This window comes from Dokdonia sp. (genome assembly GCF_039945015.1).
Taxonomy (GTDB): Bacteria; Bacteroidota; Bacteroidia; order Flavobacteriales; family Flavobacteriaceae; genus Dokdonia.
Map to the genome: position 1 here is coordinate 771,364 of NZ_JBDUXP010000004.1, position 26,361 is coordinate 797,724.

Sequence of the window (26,361 nt, forward strand, 5' to 3'; positions counted from 1 at the left end):
ATGATAGATGCTACGCAAGATTATAAAGGAAAATGGGGTATTGTTTTAGGCGGAAGTAGTGGCTTAGGACTTGCTACTGCTCATAAGCTTGCTAGAGAAGGCATGAACATCTGTATTGTACATCGTAGTAGAAGAAGTGTACTAGCTCCTTTTGAAGAAGCAGTTCAAGAGATGAAATCTTTTGGTATACATGTATTAGCCTATAATGTAGATGCTATGAATACAGAAAAGCGTTTGCAGGTAATCGATGATTTATTAAAAGAAATAGGTAAAGGACATATAAAAACATTGATACATAGTATTGCAAGAGGAAATTTGAAACCTTTGCATAGCGATGGAGGAACTATTTTGAGTCATGATGACTTTGTACGTACACTAGATGCTATGGCAATAAGTTTATATGACTGGGTATCCGCTTTCGCGAAAGCGAACTTATTCTCACCAGATGCGAGAATTATTTCCTTTACAAGTGAAGGAAGTCACAAAGCCTGGAAACAGTATGGAGCTGTCGCAGCTGCAAAAGCAGCCTTAGAGAGTATCACACGTAGTATAGCGCTAGAATTTGCACCATTGGGCATAAAAGCAAATTGTATACAAGCTGGCGTAACAGATACAGAAAGCTTGCGATTAATACCAGGAAGTGCTATTATGAAAGAGAAATCGATAGAGCGTAATCCTTATGGACGTTTGACTATCCCAGATGATGTAGCAAATGCAGTGTATCTTTTATGTAGAGATGAAGCTTCTTGGATTAATGGAGCCGTTATACCTGTAGACGGGGGAGAACACATACGATGAAAGGAGAAGAAATCATAGCACTATTACCTTATACAGAGCCATTTCTATTTGTAAATGATATAGAAGTTGTAACCAATACCCATATAAAAGGATCCTATACTTTTACAGATGATGCTTTCTTCTATAAAGGACATTTTAAAGGATACCCAGTAACACCAGGTGTCATTCTTACAGAATGCATGGCACAAATAGGACTTGTGTGTTTAGGTATTTACTTACTTAAAGACAAAGCACCACTTCAGGATATGAAAGTAGCTTTTACAAATGCTAATGTGGAGTACCTAAAGCCTGTATATCCTAATGAAAGAGTAACAGTGGTGTCCGATATGAAGTATTTTAGATTTAATAAGTTAAAATGTAATGTAAAGCTTTATAACAGTCAAGACGAAGTAGTTTGTCAAGGAGAGTTAGCAGGAGTTTTTCAAGTATAAAAAATGAAAAAAAGAGTTGTTGTTACAGGGCTTGGTGTTTGTGCTCCTAATGGAGTTGGAATTCCTGCGTTTACAAAATCTATTAAAGAAGGGATTTCTGGAATACAATTTAGGCAAGAACTAGCTGATCTCAATTTTGGATGTCAAATCGCTGGTCAACCTCAAATTCCTGAAGATTTGCTTTCATCATATTTTACTCCTTTACAGTTAAGAGATCTTGAAGCTACCGGCATTGTGTATGGAATGATAGCTGGTGTAGATGCTTGGAAAGATGCGGGTCTTACTGTTACTGATAAAGAAACTGTAGATTATGATAGTGGTATTATTTTTGGTACTTCTCTATTAGGCGCTGAGAAGTTTAGAAAAGCCATTTATCTTACTGATGAGGGAAAAGTAAAACGTCTAGGGAGTACTACAGTTATCCAAACGATGGCAAGCGGTATAAGCGCGTATTTAGGAGGTTATTTAGGTTGTGGTAATCAAGTGACTACCAATTCTAGTGCATGCACAACAGGTACAGAAAGTATCTTGATGGGATATGAGCGTATCGCAAATGGACAGGCAATACGTATGCTTGTAGGTGGATGTAACGATTCTGGGCCTTATATATGGGGTGGTTTTGATGCTATGCGTGTTCTTAATAAAAAACATAATGATCAACCAGAATTGGGAAGTAGACCTATGCAAAGTGATGCAGGAGGATTTGTTCCAGGAAGTGGAGCAGGAGCATTAGTTCTAGAAAGCTTAGAAAGTGCCATTGCTAGAGAAGCAACCATTTATGCAGAAATTTTAGGAGGCGCTGTAAATAGTGGTGGACAACGTCAAGCTGGAAGCATGACCGCACCTAATAGTGTAGCAGTTCAACGATGCATTAAGGATGCATTACAGTATGCAAATGTCCATCCAGATTCCATAGATACCATTAATGGGCATCTTACAGCAACTGGAATGTGCCCTACAGAAGTAAAAAACTGGAGCGAAGCACTAGGACGAGCCGGTAAAGATTTTCCATATATAAATTCCCTTAAAAGCATGACTGGACACTGTCTTGCTGCTGCAGGAAGTATAGAAAGTGTTGCAACAGTACTAGAACTCTCAGAAGGTATGGTTTTTGGAAATGTAAATTGTGATGATATCCATGAAGATATACTTACAATTGTAGATCAAGAGAGAATTCCAAATAAAACGATACACACAGAAATTAAAGTAGCAGCCAAGGCTAGTTTTGGTTTTGGAGACGTAAACTGTTGTATACTTTTAAAAAAATACGATATATAATAAAAATATAAAAATCAATACTATGAATACAGACAACTACGAGGCATTAAAAACTATTATTAAAATTTACTTACCAGAAGATGTTTCTGTAGATGATATCACACCTAATAGCCATTTGATAAATGAATTAAATATCAATTCTGCAAACTTAGTAGATGTAGTCTTAGATGTAGAAGATCATTTTGACATCACTATTGAAGACGACGAAATTGAAAAAATGGATACTGTTGCCAGCGCTTTAGAAATTATTGGTCAGAAAGTAAACTAGTGACAGTTATGTTGTTGATGTTCAATATCGATTGATATACATGTTTTTAAGTACATAATATGATATCATTTTTTATAATTATGACAATATTGTATATTTAATGTAATTACTGCTACTAACACCATCCAAATATGAAATTACTAAGTACCATTATTAGAATATTTTTAGTGATTATATTATTTTGTAGCTTATCTAGTTTTATTGAACTTAAAGTGGACGCTATAGTAGATACTGAAAGAGTAGAGACAATTAGTATACATAGTTCTCAACTTACTAAAGTTGAAAATTATAGAAGAGAATCTATACAATATACTAGAAATGGAGAAACTGATCTTGCTGTAGAGAGCCTTAGAAACTATATTATTGCTACTGGTGATTTTTCAATTTTAGAAAGTAGTGCTTATATAAATATATCTCGTGATGAAGGGTTTATAAGACTTAAAAATGATTACACTATTAATTTTGGAATTAGTGAGTTTTTCTATATTTATATAGGTTTAATTGGGTTTTTTATCGCATTTATACTTAATTTAAGAAGACGATCAGATAAAGTTGCAAATAGACTTTTGAGCGTTTTTGTTCTTATGCACTCGCTTTTTTTAATCCATACAATATTGTATAAGGCTAATTATACCTTATATCACCCACATACACTACATATGTCCACAATATTTTCTTTTTTATATGGACCAATCTTATATTTTTATTTTAAAAGAATTACAGGAAATTATGTGTTCAAAAAGATAGATGCATTACATCTATTACCTACACTAGCATGCCTCATTGTGTTTATACCCATATATAGCTTATCTGCAGAGGAAAAGTTAAAAGTTATGCTTGGAGTAGGGAAATATGATCAACATCCATATTTGGGATATATAGCTATTATGAAAATAATGTCTCTAATGATTTATGGTTATTTTACGCTAAGAATGTATCTTAAAAGCGTCAATAAATCTATAACAAATGTTTCTATAAAAGCTGATATTCAAAAAACGATCATAATTATTCACATAGTCTATGTAATCTCATATTCATTGTATGCTATTAATATTATGACTGTAGGTTTTAATGGTATTATTTTTAATATACAATTCTTTGCAATGGCATCATTAGTTTTATTTGTAGGATATATCGCTATAGTCTACACTAATATTCAACAAACAATTGAAAACTAAGACATATTGTAAGTTATATACATAGTTTAAAATACTATTAATGCTAATATTAAAAATCTAATAATAGTATGATTATACTCTAACTTATTAGTTTGCTACAATCTTAATGTAGAGATTATTTTGACCTTATTATTGAGATAATACATACTTGAAGATTGATGTTACTGCTTGTGTTTTTTAAAATTTGGCTTTAAAAACTTAATAAATAAACTGTATTTTATCGATGTTTTGCTTAGTTCTTGTAAGAATTTATATGCATTTTACACGTAATTGGCTTACTGTTTCCCCTTCGTCTTAATTTTAACACTTTTATTAATCCGATTATATTTTACTATTTACTATTGTCTATCCGATAAAAGTTTACTAATTAAAGCCTTTGTTTATAGTGTTTTGAGTATTTTTGTTCTTTTGTAAAATTAAAAATGGGCAAAGGTTTAAAAGTAAACATTTATCGGTGCGTACTATAATATTTTGATATGTACGACAATTTTGTACCTTTATTGTGGTTGTTCCTATAATACCATCCAATATATGCAGCTTATAAAAAACATTACAAGAGCTTTATTAATCGTCACATTATTTTGTGGCATATCTAGTTTTACTAGTCTTACTATTGATCCTGAAATTGGTGATGTAAGTACAAGCGATTTTCAGCTTACTCAGGGAGATAACTATAAAAGAGAATCTATAAAATACACTAAAGAAGGAAAAACGGATCTTGCTGTAGAAAGTATTAGAAATTATATTCTTGCAACGGGTGATTTTTCAATCTTAGAGGGTAGTGCTTATGAAAGCATAAATAATAGTAAAGGTTTTGAGGAACTTAAAGATAAATATATTGTTGATTTTAGTATAATTTCGTTTTTGTATTTATATGTAGGGCTGATAGGAATTTTTATTGCACTTGTGCTTAATTTAAGAAAACGTACAGATAGAGTAGCAAACGCTCTTATAGGGTTTTTTGTACTTATGCATTCATTCTTTTTAATACATACAACTTTATATACAAGCCATTATACATTATACCACCCGCATACACAGAATATGTCAACCATGCTATCTTTTTTATATGGTCCAATTTTGTATTTTTATTTTAAAAGAATCACTGAAAATTATTCGTTTAAAAAATCAGATTTATTACATCTATTACCTACCCTAGGATTTATCATTGTATTTATACCTATTTATAGTTTATCTGCAGAAGAAAAATTAAAAGTAATGCTTGGAGTAGGGCAATATGATGAGCATCCATATTTGAATCAAGTTGCAATTATAAAGTTAACATCACTTATGGTGTATGGTTATTATACATTACGCTTGTATCTTAAGAATGTCAAAAAATCGGCTAAAGTAACACCTAAGAAAATAAAGCTTCAAAAAATGATCATGATCATTCATGGAGTGTATGCTATTTCATATACATTATATGCAATTAATATTATGACGATTGGTTTTGAAGGTGTTATTTTTGATATTCAATTTTTTGCTATGGCAACATTAGTATTATATGTTGGATATATAGCTTATGCAAACCCTCAAGTACTTGTGGGTACTGTGCAAGCGCTTAAAAAAGAGGTTGTTAAATATAAGAATTCAGGACTTACAACCAGTTTCTCTACAGAGTTAAAAGAAGAATTGGTTCGATTATTAGAAGTTGAAAAAGTATACAGACAAAACTCTATTAAACTTGAAACTATAGCCGAAAGACTTGGTACAACAAGACATAATGCTTCTCAAGTTATTAATGAACATTTTGATCTTAATTTCTTTGAGTTGATTAATAAATATAGAGTAGAAGAGGCTATGGAATTACTCAAGTCTAATAAAGATAATCTCAATATTATTGATATTGCATACGAGGTTGGTTACAATAATAAAGTGACGTTTAATAAGTCCTTTAAGCGATTTAGTAATCTTACGCCATCTCAATTTATGAAGTTGGAAAGAGGAGCTGCATAAATAAGGATTTATTCTATTTTGTAATCTTCATATAGATAAGACGCTCGTAAATAAGTAATATTTTTCAACGAATCTGTACGGTAACTTTTACGCTTTCGCGAAAGCGTAAACCCATTTTCTGTGATCATTTCTTCATTTATAATAAGGCTATAGTGATCTGATGTTTTAACCCAGTATCCTTTCCAAGAGAAGTCTTCTTTACTATAGTAATGTCTCCATACATCTTGAGAGCCTTTAAAAGTGACTTTTAATACGTGACAAGGAGTGTTTTGGAAATCCTGAACTCCTTCATACGTTTTTATTGAAGTAGGGGCATCTAAGGTATATGGAAGCCCTACCACAAAAGTTGCAGCATTTAGTTTAGATTGTAATTGACTTGAAGTGGCTAATGTATCAGACACACCATTTTTAATTTGATATATAGCACTATCTGATCGATGTATTTCATATAAAGTATCATTTTGAATCCAGGTTACCTCACGATTTATTCCTTCTGTAAAATCATATGTATGTTGCTCTTTGAGGTCTTTTTCTATACTACCATCTTCTGCATATAATTGAAATGATTTTTTATAATTCATGTTTTTAATATGGCTCCAGTTTTCTTTTCCACCTTGCGTTTCCATAACAGTTTCTAACAGAGAAGTAGCGTCATATCTGGGATCTTGATCTGGTAATATATATCCTATGATTTTGAAGAGGATAAATCCAATAATTACAATTCCTATGATATAGACAAAGCGATCAGATGTAGTTTTTGTAGTCATATTTTACTCTTTTTTTACTAGGATTATTTTGGTGTAGAAGTTGATCAATATCTTGAGCTAAAGATACCATGAATTGTTTTTCCATTCAGTTTTTTATAAATTGTATACATATACATACTGTGATTTTATAATTTGCTAGTAGTATATGTGTATACCCAACTTAAAAAAATGTCTAAATACCACCTCTCAGCATTATGCTGTCTTTTTGTGTTTACTATGTATGCACAAAAGTCAACTAATGATAGTTTACAGCTTGTTATAAAAACAAGTGAAGTGCCTATCGCTATTGCGCAAGCTCATTATACGTTAAGTAAATCATTTAAATCAAAAAAGGTGGACTCTGCTATATATCACCTTACTCAAAGTTATAGTATAGCTAGTAAGCATCATATAGATACGTTACAACTTACATCTGTTATTGGTCTTGCTAAGAAGTATTATCACGAAAAATCTGATAGAGACTCTTCAAGATATTATTTAGATATAGGGTATGCTCTTAATAAGAAACTTCAAAATCAACGTGAGTTATATAGTCTTAATATTTTAAAGGCATATTTATATGATGACGTTGGTAAATATAGTGAAGCTATTGAATTACATCTAGAAAATATAAAAATAGCAGATAATCTTAAAAATTATAAAATAAAGGCTTATGCTTTTTCTGGAATTGCAGATGTGTACAGGTTGCAGGGTAATGGTGAAAAAGCAGTAGAGTATATGGAATTTGCTAGACAAGAGGTCAATAGACTTGATAGTACGTATGTGCATTCTAAATTTATAATGTCTTTAAACCTAGCATTAGCATATGATAAGAATAACCAACTAGAAAAGGCAGTTGCGCTTCTTGAATCTATGATTCCTTCATCAATTATAGATGGCCCTTTTAGCGAAGCTATTTTATACCATAATCTTGGGCGGTTTTATATTATAAATGAAGAGTATACGAAAGCAGATATCTATTTGTCTAAAGCAATGCAAATAGACGCTTGGTCATCTATTCCAAGAAGAAGAGTAGCAACCCTTAAGGAGTTATCGTCTTTATATATGGCTACAAATCGCTCTAAAGAAGCTTTGGTTGTTGCAAAACAAGTATATGAAGGCGCATGTACGTTAGGGCTTCAATATCACTTAGAAGACGCTACACGTAATCTCAGTCATGCATATGCGTTGGAAGGAGATTTTAAAAATAGTCTTGTTTTAAAAGAAGAATATATAGAGATCATAAATAATATGTTTGATCAGGATAAAAATGAACTCATGTTGGAGCTAGATGCTAAGTATCAAACAAGTGAAAAAGAAAAGGAAATACAAAGCTTAACAGCTGCAAATGCGATTACAAAACGTAACACAATGATATGGATTCTTTCTACTATTCTGGCATTAGTAGTGCTTTGGTATACTTGGTTTTATCAGAAAAAGAAAAACAATTTTTTAGTAAAAGAAAAAGAATTACAACTTAAAACAGAAAGAAATAAAACAGACTTAATCGCATTACGGCTTAAAAATGAAAAGATATTTTCAAAACAACAGCAACAAGAAAAAGAGATTATTGCTCTTGAATTAAAGCTAAAAGAGAAAGAGCTCACTACAAATGCGATGTCTTTATTACAACAAAAAGAACAATATGAATCTCTTATTCAAAAACTTTCTGATATTCATTCTGGAAGTAATGATGATGATGCTAGCAGCAAAATTGCAGCAGTAATTAGAGAAACCAAAGCTTCTTTACGGAGTTATAACTGGGAAGAATTTCAACATGTATTTGAAAAAGTACATGTAGATTTTTATAATAACTTATTAGCAAAATTTCCAAGGATTACACCTAATGAAAAGAAAATTAGCGCTTTTCTTAGATTAGGATTGTCTACAAAAGATATATCTTCTATTACAAACCAGACACCACATAGTATTTTAATTGCCCGATCGAGATTGCGCAAAAAACTAGGACTTTCTAAAGAAGAAAGTCTAACGCAATACATAAGTACTTTTTAGAATTGTATATAGATTGTATAGATGTGTTTTTAAGCATTGTATATAGATTGTATATATACTTTTTGGGCAATCTATCTATTTGATTATTAAATTTATAACATCATAACTATAGAGGTTTTGATAATTATGTGATTCCTCGAGAGTTCGCGCGGTAAGCTTTAAATCATATCATGGTTGTTTAATTACAGGTAGGGCCATAAAAAGATTTGGGGAAGTTTGCTATTAAGTGAGTCACTTGAATTTGGGGTTTAAGTGTGTTAATGATTTTGTATAACTAACCTCTTGGGGAATTTTTTTTCATCATTTAAATTACGCATTCCTTATCAAGAATAAGGGTTTATACGTATTGTAATTCAAGGGGTTACCCTCTTTTTTAATTTATTGATAGTCAATATGTTTGATGAGTTAATATTAATCAAACTATTATGAAATCAATAAAAAGTCACTTCATTTATTTTCTGATACTCTATGTTTCTCTTCTTACAATTGTATTAGGCTGTTCCAAGTCAGATTCATATGTAGCGGTAACACAAGAGCCAGATGCAAAAATGGCAACATATCAAACGGATAAGTATGTTTGGGAAAAAATGGTTAGAAGTTTCCAAGTAAAAACAGAAGACCCTATAAATTTAAATTGGGAATTTTGGTCTACTACTGAGCATGCCTATAGCAATCCTTGTGATAGTGTTTCTTGGCCTTTAGATATCGTTGACGTGTCTGAGGCTACTCCAAAAAGAGTTGCAATTCTAGATGGAATTAATAATCGTCCAGGAAATTTTATAACTACAGATTTTGTATTCTTAACCCTTAATTTTACAGCTCCATATTATGAAGAATTACGGATTAATAAACCTATGTTTGAGTATATACAGAAAATGGAACTATACAATCAGAATACGGTATATGATATGGCAAAAACCAATGCTATTAGTTTTCCTTCTGATGCTATGATGATAAAGGCACAATGGTTACCCGTAGATCAATTGGTAGAACAAGGGAAAAATGTAGATGCATATTATCAAAAAATAATTAGTGGTTATAACGCAGTAGACTCTACAGTTACGGGAAAAACAAATATGGGGCTTGTTGCTTTTCATCTTGTCACTCATGAATTACCTAATTGGGTATGGGCTACTTTTGAACATTCAAGTAATATAGGATTGTGTGATTATATAGGTTGTAAAGATGCTTTTGGATGTACACCAAGTTATATTCCTTCTCATGAGGAAGTCAATAAAGGATATACCATAGGTAAAACAACTCCAGAACTCAAAGCATTATTCAAAGAATTTGGAGTCCCAAGTGTTTTTGAGAACTATAGATTAAAAGGAAGTCAGACGGAATACACAAATACTATGGGAGATACGCTATTACTTGGTAATTCTATTTTAGAAGCAAATCTTGTGACTTCATCTTCCTGTATATCCTGTCACGCAAGAGCTACGGTAAATAATATAAAAGATAGCAATGGACAACGTGGTAATCTAGGAATGTTCATCATTGATAGTATAAATAATCAAGTGGATTTAAGCAGCACTATTCAATTTCAAAGAGCATCAGACACAACGACACTAGGTTTTCACCCAGTAACATATTCAGGAACCCCAATACCAGAAGATTATCTTACAAATGCATCAGATCCTGATGCTACCTATTATCAAACTAATTTTATGTGGCAATTAGCACAACATGCAAAGCCTTGTCAAAATGATTGATAAAACATTAAAATTATTGCAAATAATCCTGCTATATAGCGGGATTTATTTTTTGTAAAACATACACAAAAAATACATAAGTAAGTAGTTATAAAACAATCAACAGTTATTATCATAAAATTGTTGATTACTTCTTTTTTATCGGGTTTTATAAGCGCTTATGATGTCTTATATTAGCCATTCTACCTACAATTATGACTAAAGAAACGCAATACAACGAGGATAATATACGATCGCTTGATTGGAAGGAGCATATTCGTATGCGACCAGGAATGTATATTGGAAAACTTGGTGACGGATCAAGTGCAGATGATGGTATCTATATTCTTGTAAAAGAAGTACTTGATAACTGTATTGATGAATTTGTGATGGGTGCTGGTAAAACCATTGAAATTTCCATTCAAGGAGAGAAGGTGATTGTACGCGATTTTGGACGTGGGATTCCTTTAGGCAAAGTGGTAGATGTCGTTTCAAAAATGAACACAGGAGGAAAGTATGATTCTCGTGCATTCAAGAAATCAGTAGGACTTAATGGAGTAGGTACCAAAGCAGTAAATGCACTTTCTAGTTATTTTAGAGTAGAGTCTACCCGTGATGGAAAATCTGCTTCGGCAGAGTTTGAACGAGGAGAACTGAATAATCAAGATTTATTAGATGAAACGTCTCGTCGTCGCGGGACGAAAGTTTCTTTTACTCCAGATGAGAAGATCTTCAAAAATTATAAATTTCGTAGTGAGTATGTAGAACGTCTTATTAAAAATTATGTGTATCTCAATCCTGGATTGACGATTGTTTTTAATGGGGAAAAGTTCTTTTCAGAAAATGGGCTAAAAGATTTACTTTCTGAAAGTATTGCTGAAGGGGATCGTTTATATCCTATTATTCATCTGAAAGGAGATGATATAGAAATAGCGATTACGCATAGTAAAACGCAGTACTCAGAAGAGTATCACTCGTTTGTGAATGGACAAAATACGACACAAGGTGGAACACATCAGGCAGCTTTTCGCGAAAGCGTAGTAAAAACCATTAGAGAATTTTACGGTAAAAATTACGAGGCTTCGGATATACGTAAATCTATTGTGTCTGCCATTAGTATTAAAGTCATGGAGCCTGTTTTTGAATCTCAAACAAAAACCAAGTTGGGAAGTACAGATATGGGAGGCGATCTACCTACGGTACGCACCTATATTAATGACTTTCTTAAAAAATCGTTAGATAATTTTTTACATAAGAATCCTGAGGTTACAGATGCTTTACAGCGAAAGATATTACAAGCAGAACGAGAACGTAAAGATCTCTCTGGTATCCGAAAGTTAGCCAGAGACAGAGCAAAAAAATCCAACTTACACAACAAAAAGTTAAGAGACTGCCGTATTCATCTTACGGATAGTAAGAAAGAACGTAATCTAGAATCCACCCTATTTATTACAGAGGGAGATTCAGCAAGTGGATCGATTACAAAATCAAGAGATGTAAATACACAAGCTGTTTTCAGTTTAAAAGGAAAACCTTTAAATAGCTATGGGCTTACCAAGAAGATTGTGTATGAAAATGAAGAATTCAATCTCCTACAAGCAGCGCTTAATATAGAAGAGTCTATCGAGGACTTACGCTATAACAATATCGTCATCGCAACTGATGCCGATGTAGATGGAATGCACATTAGATTATTATTGATCACCTTCTTTTTACAGTTCTTTCCAGAAATTATTAAAGAAGGACATTTATATATTTTAGAAACCCCTTTGTTTAGAGTTCGTAATAAAAAAGAAACGATCTATTGTTATAGTGAGCAAGAGCGACAAGATGCGATGGCTAAGTTGGGGGCAAAACCTGAGATCACCCGATTTAAGGGACTTGGAGAGATTTCTCCTGATGAGTTCCAATATTTTATTGGAGAGGATATTCGTTTGGCACCAGTGATGCTTGATAAAGCCTTAATGATTGAAGATTTACTCTCTTTCTATATGGGCAAAAATACACCAGATCGTCAGAAATTTATTATTGAAAATCTGAAAGTAGAATTAGATAGAGTAGAAGAAAGTTAGTAAACGATATCAAATAGTCATGACCACCGATGTACTTCAAAACTTACTTATTGCCACCGCAGGAATCATTGTGGGATATATTACGAGCCTTTTTCTAGCAAAATATAATGCTAAGATGGCATTACAACGAGAATTGAAAAACTCGATTGCTCAGAAAAAAGCAGAAACGTACATCAAACTTTGGAAACTATGTGAGAACAATATTTCCAAGAAAGAGGAGCAAGACAAACGATTAGAAAAACTACAAAAATGGTATTCTAATGGAGGAGGTTTAATGTTATCATTTAAAGCTGCAGATCATTTTTTTGGAGCATTAGATATTCTTAAAAAAGATTTTGAAAAAAATAATGAAGTATTAAAAACACATTTTACTTGGTTGCGAACAGAAATGAAATATGAAGTTGGATCGTATACCAGAAAAGAAGCAGATACTTATTTACCTAATACTAAATAAACTAACGGACTTTATTGACCAATGAGTGAAGAAATAAACGAGCATAACGAAGAAGAGTTAAACGAAGAGATGCTACCTCAGGAAGGAGGGGAAGTGACAGGAGAAACGATTACTCGAGTGTCGGGGATGTTTCAAGATTGGTTTTTAGACTATGCTTCATATGTAATTCTAGAACGTGCTGTACCTGCTATAGAAGATGGTTTTAAACCTGTGCAGCGTCGTATTATGCATGCGCTTAAAGAACTAGATGATGGGCGTTATAATAAAGTAGCTAATGTGGTAGGTCACACCATGCAGTATCACCCTCATGGGGATGCGAGTATTGGTGATGCTATGGTAGGAATAGGTCAAAAAGACTTATTGATAGATACCCAAGGTAACTGGGGAAATATACTCACAGGAGATCGTGCAGCAGCATCTAGATATATAGAAGCACGACTTTCTAAGTTTGCACTAGATGTAGTGTATAATCCAAAAATTACCGATTGGCAAGCGTCGTATGATGGACGTAAAAAAGAACCAATTAACTTACCAGTGATGTTCCCATTACTTCTTGCACAAGGAGCAGAAGGAATTGCGGTAGGATTAAGTACCAAAGTATTACCTCATAATTTTATAGAACTTATAGATGCTTCGATTAAGCATCTTAAAGACAAACGATTTACAATACTTCCAGATTTTGCAACTGCAGGAATTGCCGACTTTACAAACTATAATGACGGACTCCGAGGTGGAAAAGTACGTGTACGAGCACGCATGAATCAACAGGATAAAAATACCCTTGTCATCACAGAAGTCCCTTTTGGGCAGACTACAGGTTCCTTAATAGATTCTATCTTAAAAGCCAATGATAAGGGGAAAATTAAGATTAAGAAAATAGAAGATAATACCTCAGCAAATGTTGAAATTTTAGTACACCTTCCCTCTGGAATATCACCAGATAAGACCATAGATGCATTATATGCATTTACAAACTGCGAGACTTCTATCTCTCCTTTAGGATGTGTGATAGAGGATAATAGCCCGTTGTTTGTTGGAGTGACAGAAATGTTAAAACGTAGTACAGATCGTACAAAAGAATTATTACGCCAAGAATTAGAAATACAACGTAATGAATTTGAAAACCAATGGCATTATGCTTCTTTAGAGCGTATTTTTATAGAAAATAGAATCTATCGTGATATTGAAGAAGAAGAAACATGGGACGGAGTTATAAAGGCGATAGATAAAGGGTTAAAACCACATGTTGGGCATTTAAAACGAGCAGTCACAGAAGAAGATATAACACGCCTTACAGAAATACGAATCAAACGTATCTCTAAATTTGATATTGATAAAGCACAACAAAAAATAGATGCGCTCGAAGAACAAATAGCACAAGTAAATCATCACCTTGATAATCTTACACAATATGCTATAGATTACTTTACCCGTTTAAAGAAAGACTATGGTAAAGGAAAAGAGCGCAAAACGGAGATTCGCATTTTTGATGATATCCAAGCCACAAAAGTAGTTTTACGAAATACCAAACTCTATGTAAATAGAGAAGAAGGCTTTATAGGAACTTCTCTTAAAAGGGATGAGTATGTTACTGACTGTTCTGATATAGATGATATTATTGTTTTTACCAAAGAAGGTAAAATGATGGTGACCAAAGTAGATACTAAAACCTTTATAGGTAAAGATATCATTCATGTGGCGGTGTTTAAGAAAAAAGACAAGCGCACGACTTATAATATGATTTATAGAGATGGAGCAGGAGGTGCTACATATGTAAAACGTTTTAATGTAACCTCAATCACACGAGATAAAGAGTACGATCTTACCAATGATAAGAAAGGATCTGTGATGTTTTATTTTACCCCAAATCCTAATGGGGAAGCAGAGACAGTTACAGTATATTTAAGAGCAGTTGCAAGCGTTAAAAAACTACGCTTAGAGTTAGATTTTTCAGATATTCTTATAAAAGGACGTGCCTCTAAAGGAAATATTGTTACAAAACATTCTGTAAAATCGGTTGAGCTTAAGGAGAAAGGACTCTCTACGTTAAAACCACGTAAAATTTGGTTTGATGATACTGTACAACGCCTTAATGTTGACGGTAGAGGAGATTTACTAGGAGAATTTAGATCCGAAGACAGGCTACTCATTATTAATCAACATGGGAATGCACGTACCATTGTTCCAGATGTAACAGCACATTTTGATAATGATATGATCGTACTAGAAAAATGGGAACCTAAAAAACCTATTTCTGCTATTTATTGGGATGGTGAAAAAGAACGATATTATGGAAAACGTTTCTTTATTGATAATCCAGAGAAGAATGAAACCTTTATCTCTGACCATGCAAATAGTCAACTAGAATTAGTCTCTACCGATCACCGACCGGTCGCCGAACTTATATTTTATAAAGAACGAGGGAAAGATCAAAAAGAGAATGAATCGGTGAGTATGGAGGACTTTATCGCTGTAAAAGGAATCAATGCATTAGGAAACCAATTGTATCCTCAAAAGTTAAAACAACTTAATTGGCTAGAATCCCTTCCTTATGAAGCGCCTATAGAAATCCCTAAAGAAGAGATAGAAGTTATAGGAGAAGAAACAGTGTCTTCATCAGAAGATAGTGATGGTACGACACCAAATCAAACCCCTCCAAAAGCAAAAGATGAAAATATCGATGGTGATGCACAAGATGATGATGAAGGACAGATTACACTTTTTTAGTTACTACTAGGAAGTTAATGTTTTATTTAATGTAGCAACTGCTTTTTTTAGAACAGTTGTTAATTGTCTGCGTTGTTAAAGTTACCGCATTATCATTGTTTTAAAGTATATTTAAATAAAATTGAGGGATTCTTTACTTCGTTCACATATCTAAGATACAGTTGTGTACTATATTGCTGTTTGTTGTTTCCGCTTTCGCGAAAGCGCAAGATTGTGCAACCCTAACAAGTCCCAATCCTTTACCTGTAGAAAATGAACTTACATGGACAGATGAAGGTGTTGCAGGAGGCTATACACTTATGATTACAGATTCTGGTGGAGTTATGTCAGAAATTCAAAGAACGCCATCACAAACGTTTTATAGACCTGCTATGGGATGGCCAGAAAACGAAACATATACAATTATCGTTGGTCTTAGAGAAGATCCAGCAGATCCAGATCCCACTACATTATGTAATGCGCAAACTTTTACTATAGGTAGCATCACTACATTACCAGGATGTAATATGATTACGAGTCCGCTAGATGGTACTATTGATGTACCCTTAACCCCTCTTATTACCTGGAGTTATGCTCCGAGAGCAACAGAATACCTACTTAATATAGGAACCACACTAGGAGGGAATGACGTGCTGGCAAATCAATTGATTACCAATGGAGGGCTTTCATTTCAAATCACAACACCCCTTGCAGAAGGAACTTTATATTATGCGAGTGTAACCCCTCGTAATGCTGTAGGAGAAGCCGTAGCCTGCAACAACGATAGTACCTTTACTACATTAATCAATGCTTCGGAAGTACCAGAATGTACGATGCTTAATTCACCTATGAATGGAGAAGATAATGTCGCGATTACGCCTTTACTTACATGGGTACCTGTAGCCAATGCAGATGGGTATAGACTTACGATAGGTAGTAGTCCAACTGCTTCAGATATTGTGGATGATATAGATTTTGGAAATGTGACATCTACCTTTGTTGTTGATTTTGATGAGGGAATAAAATATTATGTAACAGTAACTCCTTATAATACTGCTGGAGATGCGATAGATTGTACACAGACGTGTTTTACAACGACTTTAGGTTGTGGTCCTTACTTTGATCCTATCACAGGAGAAACTGTCGATTTAAATCCTCAAATCATTTTAGAGGATAGTTATAGTTTTTGTAATAATGATGATCCTTTACAATTGAGCTATACAGGAGTAGGCGAGGTGTTTTCTTGGATTCAGATGGTAAATGGCGCTGCATTAGAAATTTCTTCCACTCGCAATGTCACTATTACAGAGAGTGGTACATATCGACTTGACGTAATCACAGAAGTACCTATAGAAGAAGGAATCATTACCTGTGATAGTTCGCACACCTTTACAGTATCTGTATCAGAAGCGCCAGTTATAGAGGATTTAAATGTAAGTATTCAAAATCTGAATGTGAGTATCAATGTCGCCGTAAGTGGGATAGGGGATTATGAGTATTCTATCGTATCTCCCGATGGTCCGTATCAGGATAGTCCTGTATTTACTAATCTTGGAATTTCTGATGTTGAAGTTTTTGTAAGAGATCGTAATGGTTGTGGGATTGATAGTGCAAGCCTTAATGCAGATATAGATTTAGGGTTTCCAAAATATTTTACACCTAATGGTGATGGTATCAATGATTACTGGCAAGTACGTGGTATTGTAGTACGCGGAGAAACCATCACCCGTATTGAAGTGTATGACCGTTATGGAAAACGTATTACAAGTTTTAGTCCGAGAAGTATGGGCTGGGATGGTACCTTTAATGGGAGACGTCTGTTAGATGCTGGATTTTGGTATAAAGCGTTTACGTTAAGCAATCAAGTTCTTGTAGGACATTTTGCGTTGCGGAGGTAATAGAGTTTTTATTTTCAGACGTTTCGCGCAAGCAAGCTTGGCTCTTGTCAGAAAACAAAAAACCCGCAACATTGTTGCGGGTTTCTTTTGCGGAGAATGAGGGATCTATCCTAATTATTTTATTTGTCTTAATGACTATATTCAAATGAGTTGTGTGTAAATAAACAAATAACTTACTACCTATTTCTACCCTAGAATCATAACAAATACTACCTTTACTGTCAACGATTTTGTTAACTGTAAAATTATTATGATTAAAACCATAAAAGTTAAAGAGCCTGCCTTTTTTAAATCTAATGATGTAAAAGAGTTTAAAAGCTTATTAATAAAACATTTTTCGCAACCAATATCTCGTCGTAGTCAAAAAAAGTTTCCGATTAGTGACATAGAGCTAAAACTTAAAAATGTAAAAAGTGAGCTTTTAAAAAAAACAGCTAATAAATGTGCGTACTGTGAATCCGAATTTAAAGATTCTTTTGTTACTATAGATCATTTTAGACCACATCATGCAGCAGCAGATATTGATGGTAAAATTTCATCAGAACATTATTGGTGGTTAGCTTTTAATTGGAATAATTTGTACCCAGTTTGTCAAGTATGTAATTCTAATAAAAAAAATTATTTTCCAATATCTAAACAAAGAGCTACAGTTAAATATTATGGAAAAGGAACACTTTTCAATAAAGAAAACCCAATTTTTATAGATCCAGAATATGAAAATCCAGAAGAATATTTTTATTATGACCAAAATGGAATAATATATACTAAGACGGAACGAGGAAGAATAACTATTGATTTATTAGGTTTAAATAGAACCGAATTGGTTGAAGCTAGAAAAGTTGTTGTTTTTGAATTGGATTATCTTTTTGAAGATTTATTAAAAGCGCAAAAAGGTTATAATCCAGACGGTACATTCTTTAATAGCAGCGAGATGCAAAATATTTTTGAGCGTTTAGAAGAGAGTTTTAATACTAATGAAATTCCTTATTTGGGGATGCGTAGATATTTTATTCGTCAATATTTCTGGGAAAGAAATATAATTAATTCTCCAAAGAATTTTTTGCCGACTAGTTTTAGACGAAAATTAAAAATTACACTAAAGCAAGAACATAGTTTTAATGATATACCAAGAACTGTTATTAATCAATTTGAAATTAACACTATTTCCATAAAAAATTATAAGTCTATAAATGAAATAACAATTGATTTTAAACGTACTAAAAATGGAAATGCTGGTTGGGCAATCTTAATTGGCGAAAATGGCGTTGGTAAAAGTTCCACACTTTCAGCTACTTTAAAAACATTAATTGGCAGAAATTACTCTGGATTCAAATTTAATAAACATGAAATAAAAAGAGATCAGGACGAAAATGCATCTGTTATAATTTCGTTTAATAATAATAATTTAAATGCTGATGTTTTAATTGCAGATAGGATATTGTATTTCTTACCAAAAGACCATTTTATTAATAGTTCAATACTTGCATTCGGGCCATTCAAACATTCTAACAAAAATGATAGTTATTATAAAAGTTTTAAGGGAAGTTGTTTTGTAGATAATTTTTTTAATCCAGCTACTCCTTTACATAATGCATTAAAATTTATTCTTCGTTTAACACCTGAACAGTTTGAGTATGTAGCTATTTCTTTATTAGACTTATTAATGTTAGAAAATAGAGCCAAAATCTATAGAAAAGAAAATACAGAAGAAGTTTGGTTTCAATATAACAATTCAGATAGAAAACAGTTTTTTAATCAGTTAAGTGATGGTTATCAATCTATAATAACATTAGGGTGTAATATAATAGAAGGTTTATTACTTAATAATGAAAGTATTGAAAATGCTTCAGGTTTTGTTGTTATAGATGAAATAGGTGCAAACTTACATCCAAGATGGAAAATGCAAATAGTAAAAAGACTAAGAAGAACATTTCCTAATGTTCAATTTTTGGCAACAACACATGACCCTCTTTGTCTCAAGGGAATTGAAGAAAATGAAACCTATGTTTTGAAGTCTAATAATGGGGAACTTGAAGTATTAACAGATTTACCAAACCCTTCTGAGTATAGAGCAGATCAATTATTAACTTCAGAGTTTTTTGGTTTGTTTAGTACAGTTGACCCAGAAATGGAAGAAGACTTTATAGAATATTATGAACTTCTATATAAGTCAAGTGAATCATTAAATATCTCAGAGAAAAGAAGACTGGATGACCTTAAAAAGGTACTTAGAGAAAAAAATCATTTAGGAAATAGCCTTAGAGAAGAATTACTATATGTAGCAATAGATGAAATTTTAAGTAAACAGAAACAATCTAAAAAACCATTCTCAAGAATAAAAGTTGTAAAAGAAGTTAAAGAAATAGCAATTGAGTTAATGGATGAATTTTTAAATGACTTGGAAGAATGATATTTATAGATCGAAGTAAAGCTAAAAAACCAGAAATTCTAGAAAAGGATTCTAATATTGAACATGAAAAAGCTCATAAACATTATGTGACAGATGGTAAAGAAAAAGCTTTTGATCATAAGCTTTTTAAAAAGCCTGAAGTTAAAGAAGCTTTGATAAAATTATTTAATGGTAAATGTGCATACTGTGAATCTAAAATCAATAAAACTGCTCCAATTGATAAAGAACATTTTCGCCCAAAAACTAGTATTAAAAATAAAGAAACAGGTAATTCAATAAGAGGTTATTACTGGTTAGCTGCAGACTGGGATAATTTATTATCTGCCTGTGCACATTGTAATAGAACAGGAACTCACGAAACAGATCTAGGTGAAAAATTTGTTTCTGGTAAACTAGATTATTTCCCTTTATTTGATGAATCAAAAAGAGCCAGTTATGGTAATGATTTAAAAGAAGAAGAAAAAGTGAGGCTGTTAATAAATCCTTGTATTGATAAACCTGAAACTATGATTAGATATAATGAAGATGGAGAGATTTTTCCAATTGAAGGTATAAACATAAGAAAAGAGAAAATGGTTAAAACCTCTGTAGAAACGTTTGGTTTACATAGAGGTGATTTACATAAAGATAGAAGAGAAAAATGGAAGGGTGTTCAAATTCAAATTGTCAGAATAAAAAAAGCATATCATAATTATATTAAATATTCAGATATTGATTTTTTAGATACATTAAAAGAAGAATTTGAATTGTTAAAAATATATAAATCTATTGATAATGAGCATCTAGGAGTAGTAAGGTTTGTTATGAGACAAGAACTTCTAGAGTTAAGAAAGATATTAATTGCAATTAAACAGAAGTAAAATAAATATATTATTGGATATAAGTATTTTGATAGATTTAGAATTCATAAATAAAATTTTCAATAGTTAACTATATCTTCTCAATCTGCTTTTTAGTTAATCCTGTAGATTTTTTGATAGTTTCAATATCTACATCTAAGGATTTTAAACGCCTAGCAATCTCTAAAGCTTCTTCTTTCTTAGCCTTCTTCTCGGCAATCTCTAATTTGAAAGCTTTCATCTCTTCACTTTCCTTTTTGACAAGTTCGTAAAGACCATTGTTTTCAAATTCAGATATAAGACCATCATTCATAAAACTAAAGTAATCACTCTCGGTAATGATGAGGTGTTCTATAACCTTAATATCTATCATCTTACCCACCTTTAAAAGACGGTCAGTAAAGTTTTTATCGTTTTCAGAAGGAGTTAACACACCACTAGGATGATTATGTACTAAGATCATCTTAACAGCAAGTTTATAAATACCCATTCTAAAAACATCGGGTGGCGATACATTTACACGATTTGTACCACCTATACTTATTAGCTCAACAAATAAGACCGTATTTTGATTATCCAGACCTACCACCCAAAAATATTCCTGACTACGACGTATTTTGTTTTGACGTAATAAGATTTGTTGCATAATCTTATATACATCACCTGCATTTAAAATTTGGATTTTTTGATCTTCGGTAAGGCGTACGTTCATAGTATCAAATATACAATTATATAGAAATTATGTTATTTATAAATATAAGGATTAAAAGGGTGTAGGGGTTAATATTTTCAATTAAGTATTTTTTATAAATCATAGAGATTATGTTTTATAGTCTTACCTTTCAGATGGTTAAAATCATTTAGAAATCAATAATTAATAAATAAAATATGTTTATAGAATATCCAGTACACTATGAAGGTGTAATAAATAGTGATGAACAGATTAGTAGTTTAATTGATAATGTAAAAAGAATACATAATGCAGACATTACTCCAGAACTTTTTTATTCGATAATAATACATATGCGAGATGGTTTAAGTCAACCTAATCAATCTAATGAATTCACTATTGGTGGTTGGGTAGATTTTTATGCTAATAGATCTAATCCAATTATTGTGACAAGTGATCAATTAGAAGTGTTATTTCAATACCTGCAAAGATTCAAAATCAATGTCATAAGGTTTAATGGTAATGAATTTTGTACGGTAAATTTTGAAACAAGAAATTTTGATACTTACTTTTTTATAGAAATGATAATTTTAAGAGCATTATAAGCCTTATATGGAAGACTTTTGACACCTATATTGACACCTAAAAAAACAAAGCCCCGTTATCATTACGATAACGAGGCTTTTTGCGGAGAATGAGGGATTACAGATCCCTTGATCACACGTTTGTGACAATAAAGCTCGATCTCGCTACGCGATCTCTGGGCTTTTTCTTTTTCATCCATTCAGGAAAACTATGTTTTCAACATTTTTGAAAAAGAAAAAGCCCGATTTCTATTCAGAAATCGAGCTTTGCTCTAAGCGGAGAATGAGGGATTCGAACCCCCGGAGGTGTGACCCTCAACAGTTTTCAAGACTGCCGCATTCGACCACTCTGCCAATTCTCCTGAGTGCCTCATCAAGGTATTTCCTTGAATGCGGGTGCAAATATATGACCTTTTTTCTGTTTCAAAAACCTTTTCATTACTTTTTTAAAAAGAATTTTTACTTTTAAAATTTATAATTGTAAAAACATAAAATTTGATGCTTTAAATACTTTTTTCCAAAAATAATACATACTCATAATGTATTGTGTTTTTAGTAGAGAGATACTATTTCTTTGTTGTTGTAAGATTAGGTAATAATCCGGTTACAATACCTAATAATGGTAAGAAAGCGCATAACTGAAAGATATAGATTACACTTGTTTGGTCAGCTAAATATCCTAATAATGCAGCTCCTAAACCACCTAACCCAAATGCCAAGCCAAAAAATAATCCAGAAATCATACCTACTTTATGAGGGAGCAACTCTTGACCATACACTAAGATTGCCGAAAAGGCAGAGGCAATAATGATCCCGATGAGTATAGAGAGTATTAAAACCCATAATAAACCCACATAAGGTAATAGCAAAGTAAATGGCGCTGCTCCAAGGATAGATCCCCATATTACTTTCTTTCGCCCATACTTGTCGCCTAATGGCCCTCCAAAGTATGTCCCCAAGGCTATAGCACCCAAAAATGCAAATAGATACAATTGAGATTGATGTATAGAAAGACTAAATTTTTCTATAAGAAAGAAGGTAAGGTAATTAGTCATAGATGCCATATAGAAATACTTAGAAAACATAAGTATAATTAAAACAGCAATTGCCCTTTTTATTTGAGATGACGGCATGGATGACTTTTCATTAAAAAGTGATTTTGATTGTTTTTTTCTCTCGGAGATATGATTCTTATACCACTTAGAAACTCGATAGAGTATAAAAACACCTAATGATGCACCTACTGCAAACCAAGCAACATGTGCTTGTCCATACGGAATTACAAATACAGCCACAAGTAATGGTCCTATGGCACTACCAGAATTACCACCTATTTGAAAAACTGATTGTGCATACCCTTTTCTGTTTGCTGTAGTAAGACTAACAATCCTTGATAATTCAGGATGAAAAATAGAAGACCCTAAACCAATAATAGCTACCGATAGAAGAATCCAAAGATAGTTAGGTGCCCAAGATAGATTAATAATCCCTACCAATGTACATAGTGCTCCAATGACAACAGCAAAAGGCCAAGGTCTCTTATCTGTTAGATTCCCTATTAATGGCTGGAACAAAGAAGCTGTTAATTGATAACACAAAGCAATAAACCCTATTTGTGTAAATGTCAAACTGTAGTTACTCTTAAGTAAAGGATACATGGCAGGAATCACAGACTGTAATGCATCATTTATAAAATGAGCAAAGCTTATAGTATATAAAATACTATATACAGATGTATGCTTAGATGAACGGTGTTCTACGGGCATTGGTTAATTCCTTATAAAAGTCAAGATAAGAAAGCTGTTTTGTTTATCCCATTTTCTGCTACGATTACTCAATACGCAATAGATATTTATAGAAGTTTCTTGCCATGATTTTGAAGTCAGAAAAGGCAATAACTGGACATTTTTCTTTTAAGTGTCTGCTAAGGGAACTTCTAAAATTTTAATACTAAAAAAACAAGTATTGAAAATATATATTTATGAATAATTTATAAAACAAACGATAAAAACAAGAATAATGAATGTAAGCAAAGATCAAAAATTAAAGGCATTATTTTTAAACTGCACGATCAAATATAGTCCAGAAGAATCAAATACAGAAGCACTTACTCATAAGCTTATTGAGAGGATGAAAAAAGAACATTCCAATCTAGAAATTGAACTTCTTAGAGTTACTGATTATGATGTCAAATTTGGAGGAGCTAGTAATGATATGGGAAATGGTGATGAATGGCCAATCATACTTGAGAAAGTGAAGTCTTGTGACATTTTTGTGATGGCTATGCCAGTCTGGATGGGAGTACGTTGCTCAGTAGGTCAGATGGTTATAGAAAGACTTGATGGAACTACAAAAGGTGAGGGAACACAATTCCCATTGTATAATAGTGTTGCAGGAGTTGTTGTTACAGGAAATGAAGATGGGGCACATGATGTAGCAGCAAATACGTTGTACAATTTGGCTCATTTTGGGTGCACGATTCCACCAAATACAGATGTGTATTGGGTAGGTGATGCAGGTCCAGGAGCTAGTTATATAGAAGCAATGGGAGGATTAAGCCCGTATGTAAATAGAAATGTCGAAATGACAGCCCAAAATTTAATACATGGCGCATTAATGCTCAAAGCAATGCCATATACAATTGATCTACGTCCTATAAAAGAAAAGATGATGCAGGGTATGAAAATAAAAATGGAAGTTATGAAAGAAGCAACCATGAAATTAAAACAGCGATTAGAAACTGAATAATCCATCATTATTTCAGATAAAACAGGGTTTGTGATACATCTCAAATCCTGTTTGTTTAGTACTTAAAAACCTAAATATGATTCCTATTTTAAAAGTAATGCTAAACTATGATTAAACCATTAATACCCAAAAATGAATCAGAAAGATTAGCAGACTTGCTATCACTTAACTTATCTGAGTCATATAAGAAAGATCAATTTGATGGTGTCGTTATGATCTTGTCAAAATGCATAAACGTTCCCATTGCATATATTTCATCTATCGAGAGTAAAAAACAAAATATCCACTCTTCTTGTGGATTAAATTTTGAATCATCAGACAGAGAGACTTCTTTTTGTGGACATACCATATTGCAAGATGATCTTTTGATTGTTGAAGATACCCTTCTTGATGAGCGCTTTATAGATAACCCAATGGTCATTAATGACCCAAAGATTCGATTCTATGCAGGATATCCATTATCAAGTCTATTAGGTAATAATATAGGAGCTCTTTGCATTGCAGACACCAAACCAAGACAACTTGAAGAGATAGAGTTAAGAATATTAAAAATGATGGGAAAGCTTTTAACCGAACGAATTAGGCTTCATAAATTAGGAGATCTCCAACATCAAATCTTAGAATCTAAAAAACATTTAGAAGAACTTAATAATGAATTGCTCGAGTCTAATCAATTTTATAAGCAAATATTTGGACAGTATATGAGTGAATCTTTATTGGAAAAAGTCATTAAAAATAAGAAAGGAACAGACCTAGGAGGAGAAGAGCGCTATGTTACTGTACTGGTAAGTGACTTAAGAGGGTTTTCTCCTTTGTCTGAAAATTATAATGCAAAAGTAGTAATAGAAGTTTTGAATATTTATTTTGAAGAAATGATAGAAATTATCCAAAAATTTGAAGGTTATATTAATGAGATTCTTGGCGATGGTATCCTTGTTATTTTTGGCGCACCAAACGATATAGGTGATGCTGCTTTAAAATCTGTTAAATGTGCTCGTGCTATGCAAAGAGGCTTAAAAAAAGTAAATAAAAAGCTACAAATTAAAGAGCTTCCCATTCTAGAGATGGGCATTGGAATAAATAGTGGAAACTTGGTTGTTGGAAATATTGGATCAAAAAGAAGAATGAAATACGGTGTTGTTGGAGAAAATATAAATATCGCAGCTAGAATAGAAGCGCTAACGATAGCAAATCAAATCTTGATTTCTGATGCTATTTATGAACAAATTTCTAATGATATAATTCCTATAGGTAATATAAGAACTAAAATAAAGGGTTTTAAAAAACCTATAACCATTTATGATGTGTCCGAATATCTAGATTAATAGGTGCAAATTACCTACGTATATGAGTTATTATTTTGATTAAGTATTTGTATTGTATTTGCAAAAAGAATCGCTTAGAATACGCTCAAGTCTGAGGTTCTCGAAAACAAAAAAAAGCCATATCACAATGATATGGCTTTTTAGTTATAATCCCCTAATTATGAACTACAACTACAGTTGGGATATAAAACTCAAAAGTTAGACTTGGAGCTACCTCACAAACTCCAATGTATCCCTAACTAACTAAAAATAAAACTTGAATTTTTGTAATTCGTTGGGCAAACTACTTT

Annotated in this window: 20 protein-coding genes and 1 tRNA gene; 17 read left to right on the top strand and 4 right to left on the bottom strand. The window is 32.5% G+C overall.

Annotation, left to right across the window (positions count from 1 at the left end; translation table 11 throughout):
- The 6 genes from ABJD27_RS05680 to ABJD27_RS05705 all read left to right on the top strand — a co-directional run bounded on the left by ABJD27_RS05680 (position 1) and on the right by ABJD27_RS05705 (position 5,912).
- Complete coding sequence (locus tag ABJD27_RS05680; protein ID WP_348169672.1) at positions 1-798, top strand: SDR family oxidoreductase; 798 nt, start codon at positions 1-3, stop codon at positions 796-798.
- Positions 795-1,229, top strand: coding sequence for a hydroxymyristoyl-ACP dehydratase (locus ABJD27_RS05685; RefSeq protein WP_348169669.1), 435 nt, complete (start codon positions 795-797; stop codon positions 1,227-1,229). The genes ABJD27_RS05680 and ABJD27_RS05685 overlap by 4 nt, the downstream gene beginning before the upstream one ends.
- A gap of 3 nt (positions 1,230-1,232) precedes the next feature.
- On the top strand, positions 1,233-2,507 hold the full coding sequence (locus ABJD27_RS05690; RefSeq protein ID WP_348169666.1) for a beta-ketoacyl-[acyl-carrier-protein] synthase family protein: 1,275 nt from the start codon (positions 1,233-1,235) through the stop codon (positions 2,505-2,507).
- 22 nt (positions 2,508-2,529) lie between these two features.
- On the top strand, positions 2,530-2,775 hold the full coding sequence (locus ABJD27_RS05695) for a phosphopantetheine-binding protein (RefSeq protein ID WP_348169663.1): 246 nt from the start codon (positions 2,530-2,532) through the stop codon (positions 2,773-2,775).
- A gap of 131 nt (positions 2,776-2,906) precedes the next feature.
- Complete coding sequence (locus ABJD27_RS05700) at positions 2,907-3,953, top strand: hypothetical protein (protein WP_348169660.1); 1,047 nt, start codon at positions 2,907-2,909, stop codon at positions 3,951-3,953.
- Between the two features lie 531 nt (positions 3,954-4,484).
- The gene (locus tag ABJD27_RS05705; RefSeq protein WP_348169658.1) at positions 4,485-5,912 is read left to right on the top strand and encodes a helix-turn-helix domain-containing protein; all 1,428 of its coding nucleotides are present in this window, start codon (positions 4,485-4,487) and stop codon (positions 5,910-5,912) included.
- Between the two features lie 8 nt (positions 5,913-5,920).
- Here ABJD27_RS05705 and ABJD27_RS05710 read toward each other — a convergent pair whose 3' ends face one another.
- Positions 5,921-6,679: a hypothetical protein gene (locus ABJD27_RS05710; protein ID WP_348169655.1), complete on the bottom strand. Its 759-nt coding sequence runs from the start codon at positions 6,677-6,679 to the stop codon at positions 5,921-5,923.
- Between the two features lie 168 nt (positions 6,680-6,847).
- Here ABJD27_RS05710 and ABJD27_RS05715 point away from each other — a divergent pair, with 168 nt between their 5' ends.
- The 8 genes from ABJD27_RS05715 (at position 6,848) to ABJD27_RS05750 (ending at position 20,765) form a co-directional block, all read left to right on the top strand.
- Positions 6,848-8,671 (top strand): tetratricopeptide repeat protein, encoded by a 1,824-nt coding sequence (locus ABJD27_RS05715; RefSeq protein ID WP_348169652.1) that lies wholly within the window; start codon positions 6,848-6,850, stop codon positions 8,669-8,671.
- 425 nt (positions 8,672-9,096) lie between these two features.
- Positions 9,097-10,386 carry a hypothetical protein gene (locus tag ABJD27_RS05720; protein ID WP_348169650.1) on the top strand — a complete coding sequence of 430 codons (1,290 nt, stop codon included), beginning with the start codon at positions 9,097-9,099 and terminating at the stop codon, positions 10,384-10,386.
- A 194-nt stretch (positions 10,387-10,580) separates the two neighbouring features.
- Entirely contained in the window at positions 10,581-12,437 is a 1,857-nt protein-coding gene (locus ABJD27_RS05725) for a DNA topoisomerase IV subunit B (RefSeq protein WP_348169647.1), read from the top strand.
- Positions 12,438-12,456: 19 nt separating this feature from the next.
- On the top strand, positions 12,457-12,891 hold the full coding sequence (locus ABJD27_RS05730) for a hypothetical protein (RefSeq protein WP_348169644.1): 435 nt from the start codon (positions 12,457-12,459) through the stop codon (positions 12,889-12,891).
- A gap of 21 nt (positions 12,892-12,912) precedes the next feature.
- On the top strand, positions 12,913-15,618 hold the full coding sequence (locus ABJD27_RS05735) for a DNA gyrase/topoisomerase IV subunit A (RefSeq protein ID WP_348169641.1): 2,706 nt from the start codon (positions 12,913-12,915) through the stop codon (positions 15,616-15,618).
- 161 nt (positions 15,619-15,779) lie between these two features.
- Positions 15,780-17,495 carry a T9SS type B sorting domain-containing protein gene (locus ABJD27_RS05740; protein WP_348169638.1) on the top strand — a complete coding sequence of 572 codons (1,716 nt, stop codon included), beginning with the start codon at positions 15,780-15,782 and terminating at the stop codon, positions 17,493-17,495.
- Between the two features lie 250 nt (positions 17,496-17,745).
- On the top strand, positions 17,746-19,905 hold the full coding sequence (locus ABJD27_RS05745) for an AAA family ATPase (protein WP_348169635.1): 2,160 nt from the start codon (positions 17,746-17,748) through the stop codon (positions 19,903-19,905).
- Positions 19,902-20,765, top strand: coding sequence for a hypothetical protein (locus tag ABJD27_RS05750; RefSeq protein WP_348169632.1), 864 nt, complete (start codon positions 19,902-19,904; stop codon positions 20,763-20,765). Before ABJD27_RS05745 ends, ABJD27_RS05750 begins: the two co-directional genes overlap by 4 nt.
- A 70-nt stretch (positions 20,766-20,835) precedes the next feature.
- On the opposite strand, the gene ABJD27_RS05755 is transcribed toward ABJD27_RS05750, so the two are convergent.
- Complete coding sequence (locus ABJD27_RS05755; RefSeq protein ID WP_348169629.1) at positions 20,836-21,456, bottom strand: JAB domain-containing protein; 621 nt, start codon at positions 21,454-21,456, stop codon at positions 20,836-20,838.
- Positions 21,457-21,632: 176 nt separating this feature from the next.
- On the opposite strand from ABJD27_RS05755, the gene ABJD27_RS05760 reads away from it, so the two are divergent.
- Positions 21,633-22,019, top strand: a complete 387-nt coding sequence (locus tag ABJD27_RS05760; RefSeq protein WP_348169626.1) for a hypothetical protein — start codon at positions 21,633-21,635, stop codon at positions 22,017-22,019.
- 256 nt (positions 22,020-22,275) lie between these two features.
- Here ABJD27_RS05760 and ABJD27_RS05765 read toward each other — a convergent pair.
- Together ABJD27_RS05765 and ABJD27_RS05770 are read right to left on the bottom strand one after the other, a co-directional pair.
- Positions 22,276-22,360, bottom strand: a tRNA-Ser gene (locus ABJD27_RS05765).
- Between the two features lie 204 nt (positions 22,361-22,564).
- On the bottom strand, positions 22,565-23,764 hold the full coding sequence (locus ABJD27_RS05770; protein WP_348169623.1) for an MFS transporter: 1,200 nt from the start codon (positions 23,762-23,764) through the stop codon (positions 22,565-22,567).
- Between the two features lie 253 nt (positions 23,765-24,017).
- Here ABJD27_RS05770 and ABJD27_RS05775 point away from each other — a divergent pair, with 253 nt between their 5' ends.
- Positions 24,018-24,746: an NAD(P)H-dependent oxidoreductase gene (locus ABJD27_RS05775; RefSeq protein WP_348202004.1), complete on the top strand. Its 729-nt coding sequence runs from the start codon at positions 24,018-24,020 to the stop codon at positions 24,744-24,746.
- 107 nt (positions 24,747-24,853) lie between these two features.
- Positions 24,854-26,071 (top strand): adenylate/guanylate cyclase domain-containing protein, encoded by a 1,218-nt coding sequence (locus ABJD27_RS05780; protein WP_348172731.1) that lies wholly within the window; start codon positions 24,854-24,856, stop codon positions 26,069-26,071.
- Positions 26,072-26,361: the final 290 nt, after the last annotated feature.